This window comes from Pantoea rwandensis (assembly GCF_002095475.1).
GTDB classification, from domain to species: domain Bacteria; phylum Pseudomonadota; class Gammaproteobacteria; order Enterobacterales; family Enterobacteriaceae; genus Pantoea; species Pantoea rwandensis.
Genome location: NZ_MLFR01000004.1, coordinates 211,056 through 228,052 on the forward strand (window position 1 = coordinate 211,056; position 16,997 = coordinate 228,052).

Annotated in this window: 15 protein-coding genes; 10 read left to right on the top strand and 5 right to left on the bottom strand. The window is 53.3% G+C overall.

Annotated elements, in window-relative coordinates; genetic code table 11:
• Positions 1-77: 77 nt before the first annotated feature.
• From leuD to leuL, 5 genes are all read right to left on the bottom strand, one after another.
• Positions 78-683, bottom strand: coding sequence for a 3-isopropylmalate dehydratase small subunit (gene leuD, locus HA51_RS07330; RefSeq protein WP_084933888.1), 606 nt, complete (start codon positions 681-683; stop codon positions 78-80).
• Positions 684-686: 3 nt separating this feature from the next.
• A complete protein-coding gene (leuC, locus tag HA51_RS07335) occupies positions 687-2,093 on the bottom strand; it encodes a 3-isopropylmalate dehydratase large subunit (protein ID WP_084933889.1) in 1,407 nt (468 codons plus the stop codon).
• A 4-nt stretch (positions 2,094-2,097) separates the two neighbouring features.
• The gene (leuB, locus tag HA51_RS07340) at positions 2,098-3,189 is read right to left on the bottom strand and encodes a 3-isopropylmalate dehydrogenase (RefSeq protein ID WP_084933890.1); all 1,092 of its coding nucleotides are present in this window, start codon (positions 3,187-3,189) and stop codon (positions 2,098-2,100) included.
• Between the two features lie 2 nt (positions 3,190-3,191).
• On the bottom strand, positions 3,192-4,754 hold the full coding sequence (gene leuA / locus HA51_RS07345; protein ID WP_084933891.1) for a 2-isopropylmalate synthase: 1,563 nt from the start codon (positions 4,752-4,754) through the stop codon (positions 3,192-3,194).
• A gap of 93 nt (positions 4,755-4,847) precedes the next feature.
• Entirely contained in the window at positions 4,848-4,931 is an 84-nt protein-coding gene (gene leuL / locus HA51_RS27785) for a leu operon leader peptide (RefSeq protein WP_139810652.1), read from the bottom strand.
• Between the two features lie 731 nt (positions 4,932-5,662).
• Between leuL and ilvI the strand changes: the two genes are divergently transcribed.
• The 10 genes from ilvI (at position 5,663) to mraY (ending at position 16,995) form a co-directional block, all read left to right on the top strand.
• Positions 5,663-7,387, top strand: a complete 1,725-nt coding sequence (gene ilvI, locus HA51_RS07350) for an acetolactate synthase 3 large subunit (protein WP_084933892.1) — start codon at positions 5,663-5,665, stop codon at positions 7,385-7,387.
• Between the two features lie 2 nt (positions 7,388-7,389).
• Entirely contained in the window at positions 7,390-7,881 is a 492-nt protein-coding gene (ilvN, locus tag HA51_RS07355) for an acetolactate synthase small subunit (RefSeq protein WP_084933893.1), read from the top strand.
• Positions 7,882-8,079: 198 nt separating this feature from the next.
• Positions 8,080-9,090 carry a catabolite repressor/activator gene (gene cra, locus HA51_RS07360; RefSeq protein WP_084933894.1) on the top strand — a complete coding sequence of 337 codons (1,011 nt, stop codon included), beginning with the start codon at positions 8,080-8,082 and terminating at the stop codon, positions 9,088-9,090.
• A gap of 494 nt (positions 9,091-9,584) precedes the next feature.
• Positions 9,585-10,043, top strand: a complete 459-nt coding sequence (mraZ, locus tag HA51_RS07365) for a division/cell wall cluster transcriptional repressor MraZ (RefSeq protein WP_084933895.1) — start codon at positions 9,585-9,587, stop codon at positions 10,041-10,043.
• 2 nt (positions 10,044-10,045) lie between these two features.
• Entirely contained in the window at positions 10,046-10,987 is a 942-nt protein-coding gene (gene rsmH, locus HA51_RS07370; RefSeq protein ID WP_084933896.1) for a 16S rRNA (cytosine(1402)-N(4))-methyltransferase RsmH, read from the top strand.
• A complete protein-coding gene (gene ftsL / locus HA51_RS07375; RefSeq protein WP_084933897.1) occupies positions 10,984-11,304 on the top strand; it encodes a cell division protein FtsL in 321 nt (106 codons plus the stop codon). The genes rsmH and ftsL overlap by 4 nt, the downstream gene beginning before the upstream one ends.
• A 16-nt stretch (positions 11,305-11,320) precedes the next feature.
• Positions 11,321-13,087 carry a peptidoglycan glycosyltransferase FtsI gene (locus HA51_RS07380; protein ID WP_084933898.1) on the top strand — a complete coding sequence of 589 codons (1,767 nt, stop codon included), beginning with the start codon at positions 11,321-11,323 and terminating at the stop codon, positions 13,085-13,087.
• The gene (murE, locus tag HA51_RS07385) at positions 13,074-14,561 is read left to right on the top strand and encodes a UDP-N-acetylmuramoyl-L-alanyl-D-glutamate--2,6-diaminopimelate ligase (protein ID WP_084933899.1); all 1,488 of its coding nucleotides are present in this window, start codon (positions 13,074-13,076) and stop codon (positions 14,559-14,561) included. The genes HA51_RS07380 and murE overlap by 14 nt, the downstream gene beginning before the upstream one ends.
• Positions 14,558-15,919 (top strand): UDP-N-acetylmuramoyl-tripeptide--D-alanyl-D-alanine ligase, encoded by a 1,362-nt coding sequence (gene murF / locus HA51_RS07390; protein ID WP_084933900.1) that lies wholly within the window; start codon positions 14,558-14,560, stop codon positions 15,917-15,919. The genes murE and murF overlap by 4 nt, the downstream gene beginning before the upstream one ends.
• Entirely contained in the window at positions 15,913-16,995 is a 1,083-nt protein-coding gene (gene mraY / locus HA51_RS07395) for a phospho-N-acetylmuramoyl-pentapeptide-transferase (RefSeq protein ID WP_084933901.1), read from the top strand. The genes murF and mraY overlap by 7 nt, the downstream gene beginning before the upstream one ends.
• Positions 16,996-16,997 lie beyond the last annotated feature (2 nt).

Here is a 16,997-nt window from a genome sequence, read left to right on the forward strand (position 1 = left end):
AAGTCGCCAGCAAAGGCGACTTTATGGACATTCAGTGCGTATCAATCAGTACGCATTGAAGCGCACCGAATAAGGCATTAACGCAGGAATGCTGGCTGAGTGGTTTCGTAGTTGGAGATTGACGCTTCGTGTTGCAGCGTCAAACCAATGCTGTCCAGGCCATTGATCATGCAGTGGCGGCGGAAGCTGTCGATTTCAAAGCTATAGGTTTTTTCACCGGCAGTGACGGTCTGGGCTTCCAGATCAACCGTAAAGGTTACACCCGGCTGCGCCGCCACCAGCTTAAACATCTCATCCACTTCTTCATCGCTTAACTTCACCGGCAGCAGCTGGTTGTTGAAGCTGTTGCCGTAGAAGATATCTGCGAAGCTCGGTGCAATCACCACATGGAAACCGAAATCGGTCAGCGCCCAAGGTGCATGCTCACGTGATGAGCCGCAGCCAAAGTTTTCACGCGCCAACAGAATGCTGGTGCCTTTGAACTCCGGTTTGTTCAGCACGAAGCTGGCGGTAGGCACCGTGCCCGCATCATCTTCAAAGCGCCAGTCGTGGAAGAGATGGGCACCAAAACCGGTGCGCGTCACTTTCTGCAAAAACTGCTTTGGAATGATGGCATCGGTGTCGACGTTAGCGGCATCCAGCGGGGACACAATCCCGGTGTGTTGAGTAAATTTGTTCGCCATGGCTTAAGCTCCCTGAGTCAATTCACGAATGTCGGCAAAACGACCGGTTACTGCTGCAGCTGCTGCCATCGCTGGGCTCACTAAGTGAGTGCGACCGCCACGGCCCTGACGACCTTCAAAGTTACGGTTACTGGTGGATGCGCAACGTTCGCCTGGGTTCAGACGGTCGTTGTTCATCGCCAGGCACATGGAGCAGCCCGGCAGACGCCATTCAAAACCAGCTTCCAGGAAGATCTTGTCCAGACCTTCGGCTTCGGCTTGTGCTTTAACCGGACCTGAACCTGGCACGACCATCGCCACCACGCCAGGTGCCACTTTACGGCCTTTGGCGATGGCCGCCGCAGCACGCAAATCTTCAATACGTGAGTTGGTGCAGGAACCGATGAACACTTTGTCGATAGCCACATCCGTCAACTTAATGCCTGGCTGCAGATCCATATAGGCCAAGGCTTTTTCAGCAGACGCGCGCTCAACCGGATCGGCAAATGACTGTGGGTTAGGGATCGCCTGATCCACCGCCATCACTTGGCCTGGGTTGGTGCCCCAAGTTACCTGAGGTGCGATATCGGCAGCGTTCAGCGTGATAGTCGTATCGAATTTGGCACCGCTGTCGGACTTCATCGTACGCCAGTAAGCGACGGCTTCATCCCACTGCTCGCCTTTTGGTGCGAACTGCTTGTCTTTCAGATACGCGAAGGTGGTGTCATCAGGTGCAACTAAGCCCGCTTTGGCACCCATTTCAATCGCCATGTTACACAGCGTCATGCGGCCTTCCATGCTCAGCGCTTCAATCGCTGGGCCACAGAATTCCACCACGTGGCCGGTACCACCGGCGCTGCCGGTTTTACCGATAATCGCCAAGACGATGTCTTTCGCGGTGATGCCCGTGGCGGCTTCGCCCAGGACTTCAATCTTCATGGTTTTGGCACGGCCCTGTTTCAGGGTCTGGGTGGCAAACACATGCTCAACTTCGGAGGTGCCGATACCGAACGCCAGCGAACCGAATGCGCCGTGGGTCGCGGTATGGGAGTCGCCGCAGACGATGGTCATGCCTGGCAGCGTCATCCCTTGTTCTGGCCCGATAACGTGCACGATGCCCTGGAACGGGTGATTCAGGTCATACAGCTGAATGCCGAACTCAGCACAGTTCTTAATCAGCTCTTGCATCTGAATACGCGCCATCTCACCCGACGCATTAATGTCTTTGGTCTGGGTGGAAACGTTGTGGTCCATGGTGGCGAACGTCTTAGACGGCTGACGCACTTTGCGGCCGTGCGCGCGCAGGCCATCAAAGGCCTGCGGTGACGTCACTTCATGGATCAGATGGCGATCGATGTACAGTAACGGGGTTTCGTTTGGTGCTTCGTGGACGACATGTGCATCAAATAACTTCTGGTATAAGCTTTTCATTTTATTATTTTTCCTCAGCGATGAAACCGGCAATGATGCTGCCCATTTCATCTGTACTCACGGCTGGGCCGTTGCCGGCCAAATCGCGGGTGCGATGGCCCGCTTCCAGCGCACGGCTGACCGCGCGCTCGATACTGTCAGCTGCATCATCGGCGTTCAGGCTAAAGCGCAGCAGCAGAGACAACGAGAGAATTTGTGCAATCGGGTTCGCGATATTCTGACCCGCGATATCCGGCGCAGAACCGCCTGCTGGCTCATACAGACCGAAACCTTCTTCGTTCATACTGGCCGAAGGCAACAAGCCCATTGAGCCGGTGATCATCGCGCACTCATCCGACAGAATGTCACCAAACAGATTAGAACAGAGCAGCACATCAAACTGTGATGGATCTTTAATCAGCTGCATGGTGGCGTTATCGATGTACATGTGGCTCAACTGCACATCTGGATAATCTTTTGCCACTTCGTTGACGATCTCACGCCACATCACTGAGGTTGCCAGCACGTTAGCTTTATCGACGGACGTCACTTTGTTACGACGTTTGCGCGCGGCTTCAAAAGCGTTGCGAGCGATACGTTCAATCTCGAAACGATGATAAACCTCAGTATCAAACGCGCGCTCGTGTGGACCGCTGCCTTCGCGACCTTTCGGCTGACCGAAGTAGATGCCGCCGGTTAATTCACGCACGCACAGAATGTCGAAACCGCGTTCGGCGATGTCGCTGCGCAGTGGACAGAAGGCTTCCAGACCTTTATACAGGGCTGCAGGGCGCAGGTTGCTGAACAGCTTAAAGTGCTTACGCAGCGGCAGCAGCGCGCCACGCTCAGGCTGACCGGCCGGTGGCAGGTGTTCCCATTTCGGGCCACCCACAGAACCGAACAGAATCGCATCGGCCTGCTCAGCACCAGCAACGGTAGCCGGTGGCAGAGGTTCACCGTGACGATCGATGGCGATACCGCCAACATCATATTCGCTAGTGGTGATGCGCATGTTGAAACGCGCGCGAATCGCATCAAGCACTTTGATGGCCTGAGACATGACTTCCGGGCCGATTCCGTCGCCTGGCATTACCGCAATATGATAAGACTGAGTCATAGTTACACCGTTTCCTTCTGATCTTTAAATTTACGCTGCAATTCTTTTTCTACCTGCTTAGCACGCCAGATGTTGTTCAGGGCGTGTACCATCGCTTTCGCAGAAGATTCGACGATATCGGTCGCCAGGCCAACGCCATGGAATTTACGACCGTTGTAGTTGACCACGATATCCACTTGGCCCAGCGCATTCTCGCCGTGACCTTTGGCGGTCAACTTGTAGTTCACCAGTTCTGCTTCGAAACCGGTGATGCGGTTGATGGCTTGATATACCGCATCAACGGGACCGTTGCCGGTAGCGGCATCGGCTTTGATTTCTTCGCCGCAGCCCAATTGCACAGAAGCCGTTGCGGTGACGCTGGAACCGGTCTGAACGTTGAATTCGTTCAACTGGAAATACTCTGGCTCTTCGTTTTGCTTATTAATGAAGGCCAAGGCTTCCAGGTCGTAGTCAAACACTTGGCCTTTTTTATCGGCCAGCTTCAGGAAGGCGTCATACAAGGCATCGACGTTGTAGTCAGAATCTTTGTAACCCATCTCTTCCATACGATGTTTCACGGCTGCGCGGCCTGAACGGGAAGTCAGGTTCAGCTGGATTTTGTGCAAGCCAATGGATTCTGGTGTCAGGATTTCGTAGTTCTCGCGGTTCTTCAACACGCCATCCTGATGAATACCAGAAGAGTGGGCGAAAGCACCGGTGCCGACGATCGCTTTGTTGGCCGGAATCGGCATGTTGCAGATCTGGCTGATCATTTGGCTGGTACGGTAGATTTCCTGATGATGGATATTAGTGTGCAGGTTCATGATCTGCTGACGCGTTTTAATCGTCATGATCACTTCTTCTAACGCACAGTTACCCGCACGTTCACCCAAACCATTGATGGTGCCTTCAACCTGACGCGCACCCGCTAACACCGCCGCAACCGCATTGCCGGTGGCCATACCTAAATCATCATGCGTGTGTACAGACAGAATGGCTTTATCGATATTTGGCACACGCTCACGCAACTGGCTGAAGATATTGGCGTATTCATGCGGCAAGGTGTAGCCCACGGTATCAGGGATGTTAATGGTGGTTGCGCCAGCGTTGATCGCAGCTTCAACCACACGGCACAGATCGTCGATGGGCGTACGGCCACCGTCTTCACAGGAAAACTCTACGTCATCCGTGTAATTACGGGCGCGTTTAATCGAGGCAACTGCGCGCTCAATCACCTCGGGCAGCGTACTGCGCAACTTGGTGGCGATATGCATTGGCGAAGTGGCGAGGAAGGTGTGGATACGGAACGCGTCAGCCACGCGTAATGCTTCGTATGCGGCATCGATATCTTTATCAACACAACGTGCCAACGCGGCCACACGACTGTTTTTCACTGAACGCGCGATGGTCTGGACGGATTCGAAATCCCCAGGTGAAGAAATCGGGAAACCGACTTCCATCACATCCACGCCCATACGTTCCAGCGCCAAGGCGATCTGCAGTTTTTCTTTAACACTCAGGCTGGCCTGTAATGCCTGTTCGCCGTCACGCAGAGTGGTATCGAAAATAATAACTTGCTGGCTCATGGTCATCTTCCTTTTGCTTTAACTTCGCTGCTGCAGCGAGCATAAAAAAACCCGCGCATCGGCGCGGGTTTCTTAAACTTCTTCAGGTTCGAATCAGTGATTGATTCCGCCCATAAGTCTACCGCGCAAATTGAATGCGTTTAGTAGTAGACCGAGTAGGCGGAAAGAATAAGACATGACTCAAACCTCGTAAATTTTGTGCTGCACATATTGATACTGGGATCGCAGCGGGAAGTCAACCCTAAGTGAAAGGGTATTTCTGTGTGTGGCTAAGGGCGATCTGCTGTGAATATCAGGCTGCGCAGAGCATTGGCATTAATTAGTTGATAGCTGAAAGGATTAACATCCTAAAAAATCTTTTATAAAAAGCGAGTTAATTTTAATTAATTGAATTTTAAAGGTTTTAGTGAGTTTGATGCGCAACGGTACGAACAAGATTCAGGGTGTGCTTCAGCACATTGTCATGTGAATAATGGATTTCAAAGTTAATCACGCCAGAAAGTAATTTACAGGAAAAATTGTGGACTAAGCGGTCAGGTAATATGAAAATCATATTTCTTAGAACACGCTGCAAATAATCTATAAACCAGCATATTCCTCTGTGGTTGTGCAGTGGCATTAGTTTAATCCGCGCGAGCGATTCACAGGCGTCAGTGCCTTTTCTGCTGGATTACGCGCGTCGCAGCGTCCTGACGTTTGCAGGGCGGGTTTTCTGCGGTTATGGTAATCGACCTACTCTCAAAAGAATCAACTCAAGTAGATTCCCTGTACCTGGAAGGCAGAAATGAATTCTGTCTTCTGAGCATAAACATAAGATTTTGATCTTAATTGGCGAATACGGACAGGATGCCAGTAGCGCAGGGATACTCGCGTTGCTGGGTGCTGTTCAACAAGCCTGGAGGCAGAAAATGGAGATGTTGTCAGGAGCCGAAATGGTCGTCCGTTCGTTAATCGATCAGGGCGTTAAACAGGTATTCGGCTATCCGGGCGGAGCAGTGCTCGATATTTACGATGCGCTGCAAACGGTCGGTGGTATTGACCACGTACTGGTGCGCCACGAACAGGGTGCAGTGCATATGGCTGATGGCCTGGCGCGCGCGACCGGCGAAGTCGGCGTGGTGCTGGTCACCTCTGGCCCTGGTGCAACGAATGCGATTACCGGTATTGCCACCGCGTATATGGATTCCATCCCAATGGTGATTCTGTCGGGCCAGGTGCCGACTTCACTGATTGGTTATGATGCGTTCCAGGAGTGCGACATGGTCGGCATTTCCCGCCCAGTGGTGAAGCATAGCTTCCTGGTGAAAAATGCTGAAGAAATCCCAACCGTGCTGAAAAAAGCTTTCTGGCTGGCAGCAAGTGGCCGTCCTGGTCCGGTGGTGATCGATCTGCCAAAAGATATTCTGAATCCAGCCAAAAAGCTGCCGTACGTCTGGCCTGAATCCGTCAGCATGCGCTCTTATAACCCCACCATTCAGGGCCATAAAGGTCAGATTAAGCGCGCTCTGCAAACGCTGCTGGCGGCTCACAAGCCGGTCATTTACGCCGGTGGTGGTGCGATTATGTCGGGCTGTGAAGCGGAACTGCTGCAGCTGGCTGAACAACTGAATATTCCCGTGACCACCTCTCTGATGGGCCTTGGTGTGTTCCCGGGCACTCATCGCCAGTGTGTCGGCATGTTGGGCATGCACGGAACCTATGAAGCCAATATGACGATGCACAATGCCGATCTGATTTTCGGTATTGGTGTGCGCTTCGATGACCGTACCACTAACAATCTGGCGAAATACTGCCCGAACGCCACCATTATGCACATCGACGTTGACCCAACCTCGATTTCCAAAACGGTCAGCGCCGACATTCCGATTGTGGGTGATGCGAAGCAGACATTGGTGCAGATGCTGGAATTACTGGCACAAAGCGATGCCAAACAAGAGCTGGATAGCCTGCGCGATTGGTGGCAGACCATTGATGGCTGGCGTAGCCGTAAGTGCCTCGAATTCGACCGTACCAGCGACAAGATTAAGCCGCAGGCGGTTATCGAAACCATCTGTCGATTGACCAACGGCGAAGCTTACGTCACCTCTGACGTGGGCCAGCACCAGATGTTTGCTGCGCTTTACTATCAGTTCGACAAACCGCGTCGTTGGATCAACTCCGGCGGTCTCGGCACCATGGGCTTCGGCTTACCGGCGGCGCTGGGTGTGAAGATGGCACTGCCAGATGAAACCGTCATCTGTGTTACCGGCGACGGCAGCATCCAGATGAACATTCAGGAACTGTCGACCGCATTGCAATACGATTTGCCCGTACTGGTGCTGAACCTGAACAACGGCTTCCTCGGCATGGTGAAGCAGTGGCAAGACATGATTTATTCCGGCCGCCATTCGCAATCTTACATGCAATCTCTGCCAGACTTCGTGCGTTTAGCGGAAGCCTATGGTCACGTGGGGATTTCGATTGCGCATCCTGCTGAGCTGGAGGAGAAGCTGCAACTGGCATTGGATACCTTGGCGAAAGGGCGTCTGGTGTTTGTTGATGTCAATATTGACGGTAGCGAGCACGTGTACCCGATGCATATTCGCGGTGGCGGTATGGATGAGATGTGGTTGAGCAAAACGGAGAGGACATAATTATGCGTCGTATTTTATCAGTTCTGCTGGAGAACGAATCCGGCGCATTGTCTCGCGTGGTAGGCCTGTTCTCTCAGCGCGGCTATAACATCGAAAGCCTAACGGTTGCACCTACCGACGATCCCACGCTTTCCCGCATGACTATTCAAACCGTCGGCGATCAGAAAGTGCTGGAACAGATCGAGAAGCAACTGCACAAGCTGGTGGACGTGTTACGTGTCAGCGAGCTGGGGCAGGGTGCCTATGTTGAGCGTGAAATTATGTTGGTGAAAATCCAGGCCAGCGGTTACGGTCGTGAAGAGGTGAAGCGCAGCGCGGAGATTTTCCGTGGTCAGATTATTGACGTGACCCCCTCGCTGTACACGGTTCAGCTGGCGGGCACCAGCGATAAGCTGGATGCCTTCCTCAATACGGTTCGCGATGTTGCTGAGATCGTGGAAGTGGCGCGCTCAGGTATTGTTGGGGTATCGCGCGGCGACCGTATCATGCGGTAATACCCTAAAGTTATCATCGCATAGCTAACCTAACCCGGCGTAATGCCGGGTTTTTTTATTTTATGCGCATGTGAGATTTGCCTGATAAAAGCGGTTGCTCGGCGTAGTTTTCTGCGGTTAGATGTTACAAATGTTTTACCCTTAGCTACTCTGCGGACATTTCCGCCAGCCCTGGCTAATCAGAATTAAGGTGTCATCGTGAAACTGGATGAAATTGCGCGCCTGGCGGGTGTCTCGCGCACCACAGCCAGCTATGTTATCAATGGCAAAGCGCGGCAGTATCGTGTCAGCGAGAAAACCGTGGAAAAAGTCATGGCGGTGGTGCGTGAGTACAATTACCACCCCAATGCCGTTGCCGCAGGTCTGCGTGCGGGTCGCACGCGCTCTATTGGCCTGGTCATCCCCGATCTGGAAAACACCAGTTACACGCGCATCGCGAATTATCTGGAGCGTCAGGCGCGTCAGCGCGGCTATCAGTTATTGATCGCTTGTTCTGAAGATCAGCCAGACAATGAAATGCGCTGTATTGAACATCTGTTGCAACGTCAGGTTGATGCGATCATCGTCTCGACATCATTGCCACCTGAGCACCCGTTCTATCAGCGCTGGATCAACGATCCACTGCCGATTATCGCACTGGACCGCGCGCTGGATCGTGAACACTTCACCAGCGTAGTAGGGGCCGATCAAGACGATGCACATGCGCTGGCAGCTGAATTGCGTCAGCTGCCTGTAAAAAACGTCTTGTTCCTCGGTGCACTACCAGAGCTTTCAGTGAGCTTCCTGCGCGAGATGGGCTTTCGTGATGCGTGGAAGGACGATGAGCGTCAAATTGATTACATCTACTGTAATAGTTTTGACCGAGCTGCCGCGGCCACGCTGTTCGAAAAATACCTCGAAGATCACCCAATGCCAGAGGCGCTATTTACCACCTCATTTGGGCTGTTGCAGGGGGTAATGGACATCACGTTAAAACGGGAAGGGCGTTTACCCATTGACCTTGCCATCGCCACTTTTGGAGACCACGAATTACTGGACTTTCTTGAGTGTCCGGTGCTGGCTGTAGGGCAGCGTCACCGTGATGTGGCTGAGCGTGTTTTGGAACTGGTATTGGCTTCACTGGATGAACCCCGCAAGCCGAAACCGGGTTTAACACGAATTCGCCGCAATTTATTCCGTCGTGGGCAATTAAGCCGTCGCGTTAAATGAAATCGTGGGCAGTTCGCTGCCCGCGTTTATTTCATCCTACAAATATTTTATCGCCATAGGACGGAGGTAAAAAAGCGTAAATTATCGCCATCTCCGCTAACGAATTAACCGCGCTCTATTTTCTTATTTGTTTACATCTTCAGCAGTGACGCGTAGCAGAGCTGGCGCGATGGTGCTGGGCTTCCTTTCAGAAATCCCCTAAAATGCAGCCGCTGTCGCATATCATGGGATAATTATCTTTTGCGGTAAAAGCGCTTTATTTTTCACCATTTCTCAATTCGTGAAAATTTTTATTCCATTATTCATTAGGTTAATTTTTTATTTTGCCACTCTTCAGCCCTAAATTCCCTTTTCTAAATAATTCTATTGCTTGTAAAGAGTGATATTCACTTGCCGTTGCGGCTTGACAAGGATTTCATAGGCTCCGTAAACTCGTTTCGTGGTAAAAAGTGGGATAAAGTGGTGAAAACGGGTGATTGGGGGGTAAGACTGACATGTTCCGAGGAGCAACGTTAGTCAATCTCGACGGTAAAGGCCGATTAGCGGTACCAACACGCTATCGCGAATTGCTTGTCGCGGAGTCTCAGGGGCAAATGGTGTGCACCATTGACCTCCACCAACCATGTCTGTTGCTTTACACCCTGCCCGAATGGGAAATCATCGAGAAAAAACTGGCGCGCTTATCCAGCATGAATCCGAACGAACGTCGCGTGCAGCGACTGCTGTTAGGACATGCCAGTGAATGCCAGATGGATAATGCAGGTCGTTTGTTGCTGGCGAATACGCTGCGTCAACATGCGAGCCTCACCAAAGAAGTGATGCTGGTTGGACAGTTCAACAAGTTTGAGCTGTGGGATGAACAGACCTGGTATCAACAAGTTAAGGAAGACATTGACGCAGAACAGTCAGCTCAGGAACCTTTATCTGAGCGGTTGCAGGACTTGTCACTATAGCTATGCAGGAAAATTTTAAACACACCACAGTGCTGCTGGATGAGGCGGTTAACGGCCTCAATATCAGGGAAGACGGCATATACATTGACGGCACTTTTGGGCGCGGCGGTCACTCACGTCTGATTCTTTCGCAGCTAGGCGCGAACGGACAACTTCTGGCGATTGATCGTGATCCACAAGCCATAGCTGCCGCTGCTGAGATTCAAGACCCGCGCTTTTCAATTGTGCACGGGCCGTTTTCCGCACTGGCAGATTATGTAGAAGAACGTGGATTGACGGGCAAGATCGACGGCGTATTGCTGGATTTGGGCGTCTCGTCACCACAGTTGGATGACGCAGAGCGCGGTTTCTCGTTCATGCGTGATGGGCCATTGGATATGCGCATGGACCCCACCCGTGGACAATCTGCCGCTGAATGGCTGATGAAGGCAGAAGAAGCGGATATTGCCTTCGTGATCAAAACCTACGGTGAAGAGAAATTCGGCAAACGCATCGCACACGCCATCGTTGAGCGAAATCGGGAACAACCGATCACGCGCACCAAAGAGTTAGCGACGTTGATTGCTGCCGCTATGCCGGTGAAGGACAAATTTAAGCATCCAGCGACACGTACCTTCCAGGCTATCCGTATCTGGATTAACAGTGAACTGGAAGAGATCGACATCGCACTGAAGGGCGCGATGTCAGTTCTGGCACCCGGTGGAAGATTATCGGTCATCAGCTTCCATTCACTGGAAGACCGTTTGGTGAAACGCTTTATGCGCGATCAGAGCCGTGGGCCGCAAGTGCCAGCAGGCATTCCGATGACGGAAAGCCAACTGAAAGCTTTGGGTGGCCGTGATTTGAAAACGCTTGGCAAGTTGATTCCCGGTGAAACTGAAGTGAACGAGAATCCACGCGCACGCAGCTCGGTACTGCGCATTGCTGAAAGGACGGCAACATGATTGGAAACGAGCGACACAGTCTGCCCGGCGTCATCGGGGGTGATTTGCTGCGATTCGGCAAGATCCCGATGTTGCTATTGATCGCGGTACTGGTGTCCTCGGTTTTGGTGGTGACCACGACGCACAAGACGCGTCTGCTGACGGCACAGCGTGAGCAGTTAGTGTTAGAACGCGATGCGCTCGATATCGAGTGGCGTAACTTGATTCTGGAAGAGAATGCGCTCGGCGATCATAGCCGAGTTGAACGGATAGCAACCGATAAGCTGCAGATGCAGCATGTTGATCCTTCACAGGAAAATATTGTGGTGCAGAAATAAGGAATCGCAGAACTCAATGAGCGGCGCAGGCAAAACGCTGAAGTTAAAAAAACAAGAAGATAAGGCCAGCTTTGTAAGCTGGCGTTTTGCGTTGCTGTGCGGCTGTATTTTACTGGCTCTGGGCGGATTACTGTCACGCGTGGCGTGGTTGCAGGTCATCAACCCAGACAAGCTGGTGAAAGAGGGTGATCTCCGTTCCCTACGCGTACAATCGGTGCCGACTTCACGCGGAATGATCAGCGACCGTGCTGGTCGTCCACTGGCTGTCAGCGTCCCGGTGAATGCGATCTGGGCCGATCCCAAAGAACTGGCTGAACATGGTGGCGTATCGCTGGATAGCCGCTGGAAAGCGCTGTCTGATGCGCTCTCTATCCCGCTGGATCAGCTGGCTGCTCGCATCAATGCCAATCCCAAAGGGCGCTTTATCTATCTGGCGCGTCAGGTCAATCCGGCGATTGGCGAATACGTTAAGAAACTCAAGCTGCCAGGCATCTATCTGCGTGAAGAGTCTCGCCGCTATTATCCCGCGGGTCAGGTCACTGCACATTTGATTGGCTTCACCAATATTGATGGCCAAGGCATCGAAGGCATCGAGAAGAGCTTCGATAAATGGCTGACGGGTGCACCGGGCGAACGTACCGTGCGTAAAGATCGCAACGGCCGAGTGATTGAAGATATCTCCTCCGTAGACAGCCGTGCGGCGCACAACCTGACGCTGAGCATTGACGAACGTCTACAAGCGCTGGTGTATCGCGAACTGAATAATGCCGTGGCCTTCAACAAAGCCGAATCAGGCACGGCGGTACTGGTGGATGTAAACACCGGTGAAGTGCTGGCGATGGCCAACAGCCCAGCCTACAACCCGAACAATCTCAGTAACACGCCAAAAGATGTGATGCGCAACCGCGCCATCACCGACATCTTTGAGCCGGGATCCACCGTTAAACCCATGGTGGTGATGACGGCGCTGCAACGCGGTGTGGTGAAAGAAAACAGCGTACTGAATACCGTGCCGTACCGCGTGAATGGTCATGAGATCAAAGACGTGGCGCGCTACAACGAATTAACCCTTACCGGGGTTCTGCAGAAGTCGAGTAACGTCGGGGTTTCACGTTTGGCGTTAGCGATGCCCTCCTCAGCACTCGTAGATACTTACGCGCGCTTTGGACTGGGTAAACCGACCAATTTGGGGCTGGTCGGGGAAAGTAGTGGCTTATACCCTCAAAAACAACGGTGGTCTGACATAGAGAGGGCCACCTTCTCTTTCGGCTACGGGCTAATGGTAACGCCGTTACAGTTAGCGCGAGTCTATGCAACCATTGGCAGCTATGGCATCAATCGCCCGCTGTCTATCACCAAAGTTGACCCGCCAGTGGCGGGTGAACGCGTTTTCCAGGAAGACCTGGTGAGAACGGTGATGCACATGATGGAAAGCGTTGCATTGCCTGGCGGTGGTGGAGTGAAAGCCGCCATCAAAGGCTATCGCATCGCCATCAAAACCGGTACCGCCAAGAAGGTCGGGCCGGATGGACGCTACGTCAATAAATACATTGCTTACACGGCCGGCGTTGCGCCTGCCAGTCGCCCTCGTTTTGCACTGGTGGTGGTGATCAACGATCCCCAAGCCGGTAAATATTATGGTGGTGCGGTTTCTGCACCGGTGTTTGGCGCCATCATGGGCGGTGTTTTACGCACCATGAACATCGAACCTGATGCGTTGCCAACAGTTGATAAAGACGAGTTGGTGAAGAACAGAAGTGAGGAATCAAGTGACCGATCGTAACCTGCGCGACTTACTGGCCCCCTGGGTGCCGGGTGCGCCGGCGCGTCCACTCCGTGACATGACACTGGACAGCCGCGCGGCGGCTGCTGGCGATCTGTTTATCGCCGTGGCGGGCCATCATGCTGATGGACGTCGTTTTATTCCGCAGGCTATTGCTCAAGGCGTAGCGGCAGTGATTGCCGAAGCCGAAGGCGAAGCCAGCGATGGAGATATCCGCGAGATGCACGGCGTCCCGGTTATCTATCTGGCGCAGTTGCAGCAGCGTCTCTCTGCACTGGCCGGGCGCTTTTATCAGCAGCCTGCTGAGAAACTTAAATTAATTGGTGTCACGGGCACCAACGGTAAGACCACTATCACGCAGCTGATCGCGCAGTGGGCTAATCTTCTGGGCGAAACGGGTGCCGTGATGGGCACCGTGGGCAATGGTTTGTATGGCCAACTGGTGCCAACCGAAAATACCACCGGTTCTGCGGTGGATGTGCAACATGTCTTGAATGATTTAGTCGGGCAGGGTGCAACGCTGGCCGCAATGGAAGTCTCTTCTCATGGCTTGGTGCAGCATCGCGTAGCGGCATTGCCCTTCGCCGCTGCCGTATTCACTAACCTGAGCCGCGATCACCTGGATTATCACGGTGATATGCAGAGCTATGAAGCCGCCAAGTGGCTGTTGTTCTCTGAGCACCAGGTTGGCGAAGCGATCATTAACGCCGATGACGATGTCGGGCGTCGCTGGCTGGAAAAACTGCCGGACGCCGTTGCTGTGACAATGTCTGACAACTTGCAACCGGGCTGTCGTGGCCGCTGGTTGAAAGCGACGGCGGTGAATTATCACGACGGCGGTGCGCACATCCAATTCAGCTCAAGCTGGGGTGACGGAGAGTTTGATAGTCGTCTGATGGGCGCCTTCAACGTCAGCAATCTGCTGCTGGCTCTAGCCACCTTGCTGACGCTCGATTATCCGCTGGAGACGCTAGTATCAAGCGCTGCACAGCTGCAACCGGTATGTGGTCGCATGGAAGTGTTTACGTCGCCAGGAAAACCAACGGTAGTGGTTGATTACGCGCACACGCCTGATGCGTTGGAAAAAGCACTGGAAGCAGCACGCCTGCACTGCAAAGGCAAGCTGTGGTGCGTGTTTGGCTGTGGCGGCGATCGTGACAAAGGCAAACGTCCACTCATGGGCGCGATTGCCGAGCAGTTCTCCGACATCGTGATGATCACTGATGACAATCCGCGCAGCGAAGAGCCCAGCGCGATTGTGAATGACATCCTGACCGGCTTACTCGATCCGGGTCGCGCCCGTGTGGTAGCAGGACGTGCGCAAGCGGTGACAAATGCCGTGATGCAGGCCACTGCTGATGACATCGTGCTGGTGGCCGGTAAAGGCCATGAAGATTATCAAATCATTGGTAACCGCCGCCTTGATTACTCCGACCGCGACACTGTCGCCCGTTTGCTGGGAGTGATGGCATGATTCCGGTTTCTCTGAAAACACTGGCTGAAATCAGCGGCGGTCGACTGCACGGTGCTGATTTGACGCTGAATGATGTGACGAGCGACACGCGTAAAGTCGCTGATGGCAGCCTGTTTGTCGCACTGGTTGGTGAGCGTTTTGATGCTCATGACTTTGCTCATGATGCTATTGCTAACGGTGCCAAAGCGCTGTTGGTGAGTCAGTACTTGCCTGTGGATGTGCCGCAAGTGGTGGTGTCGGATACACGTATTGCCTTTGGTCAACTGGCTGCCTGGGTGCGCCTGCAGGCGAAAGCGCGTGTAGTGGCGCTGACCGGTTCTTCCGGTAAAACCTCGGTTAAAGAGATGACCGCAGCGATTCTGCGTCAGTGCGGTGAAACGCTGTATACCGCAGGTAATTTGAATAATGACTTTGGCGTGCCGATGACGCTGCTGCGTCTCACCAGAGAGCATGATTACGCCGTGATCGAACTTGGCGCCAATCATCAAGGCGAAATTGCTTACACCACTGATTTGGTACGTCCAGAGACGGCGCTGGTGAACAACCTCGCGGCTGCGCATCTTGAAGGTTTTGGTTCACTGGCCGGGGTAGCGAAAGCTAAAGGTGAAATCTTTGGCGGTTTGCCGGTGCACGGTACCGCGATTGTGAATGCTGACAGCAATGACCTGGCTAACTGGCAATCGCAGTTTGTGGATAAAACCCTGTGGCGCTTCTCGCCGCAGCCCTTGGCGGATGCAGAATTCCGTGCCAGCGACATTGTGCTGCGTGCAGATGCCACCCTGTTTACCTTGCATACACCGCGCGGTGATATTGCCGTCGAACTGCCGTTGCCCGGTCGCCACAATATTGCTAACGCCTTAGCGGCGACGGCATTAGCCCTCTCCGTTGATGCACCACTGAGTGCCATTCAATCTGGCCTGAAAACGCTGCAGCCCGTGCCGGGACGTCTGTTCCCGATCCGCCTCTCTGCCAATCAGCTACTGCTGGATGACAGCTACAACGCTAACGTCGGGTCAATGACCGCCGCTGCGCAAGTGCTGGGCGATATGCCGGGTTACCGCGTGATGGTGGTCGGCGATATGGCGGAACTGGGCGATGAAGCCGAAGAGTGCCATCAGCAGGTAGGAGAAGCTGCCAAAGCAGCAGGTATTGATTGTGTGTTAAGTACCGGCACGCTAAGCCGATTGATTGGTGAGAGCAGCGGTAAAGGCGAGCACTTCGCCACTAAGGCCGATCTGACGGAACGTTTACGCACATTGCTGTCCCAACATCAGGACATCACTATTTTGGTTAAAGGCTCACGTAGCGCCGCCATGGAGCAGGTCGTCGAGAGCTTACAGGAGAAAGGAACATGCTAGTCTGGCTGGCCGAACACTTGGTCACATTTTATTCCGGCTTTAACGTCTTCTCGTATCTGACGTTTCGCGCCATTGTCAGCCTGCTGACCGCTCTGTTCCTTTCACTGTGGATGGGCCCGCGTCTGATCGCCTGGTTGCAGAAATTGCAGATTGGCCAGGTGGTACGTAATGACGGCCCAGAGTCACACTTCAGTAAACGTGGTACGCCGACCATGGGCGGCATCATGATCCTCACCTCTATCACTGTTTCGGTGCTGATGTGGGCCTATCCATCGAATCCGTATGTGTGGTGCGTGCTGGCGGTGTTGGTCGGCTTTGGCGTGATCGGGTTTGTTGATGATTACCGCAAGGTGGTCCGGAAAGACACTAAAGGCCTGATTGCCCGCTGGAAATACTTCTGGATGTCGGTGATATCACTAGGTGTGGCCTTCGCACTCTACGCGGCAGGCAAAGGGACGCCAGCGACACAACTGGTCGTGCCGTTCTTCAAAGACATCATGCCGCAGCTGGGCCTGTTCTATGTGTTACTGGCTTACTTTGTGATTGTCGGCACCGGCAATGCAGTCAACCTCACCGATGGTCTGGACGGACTGGCGATTATGCCAACGGTGTTTGTGGCAGCGGGCTTTGCTTTAGTGGCATGGGCGGCCGGTAACGTGAAGTTTGCTGAGTATCTGCATATTCCGTATCTGCGCCATGCGGGTGAATTGGTGATTGTCTGCACCGCGATTGTCGGTGCAGGTCTTGGCTTCCTGTGGTTCAACACTTACCCAGCTCAGGTCTTTATGGGTGATGTGGGTTCGCTGGCATTGGGTGGCGCGTTAGGCACTATCGCCGTACTGCTGCGCCAGGAATTCTTGTTGGTGATCATGGGCGGTGTGTTTGTGGTTGAAACGCTGTCGGTAATCCTGCAGGTAGGGTCGTTCAAGCTGCGCGGCCAACGCATTTTCCGCATGGCACCTATTCACCACCACTATGAATTGAAAGGCTGGCCGGAGCCGCGCGTGATTGTGCGCTTCTGGATTATTTCACTGATGCTGGTGCTGATTGGCCTGGCAACGCTGAAGGTACGTTAATC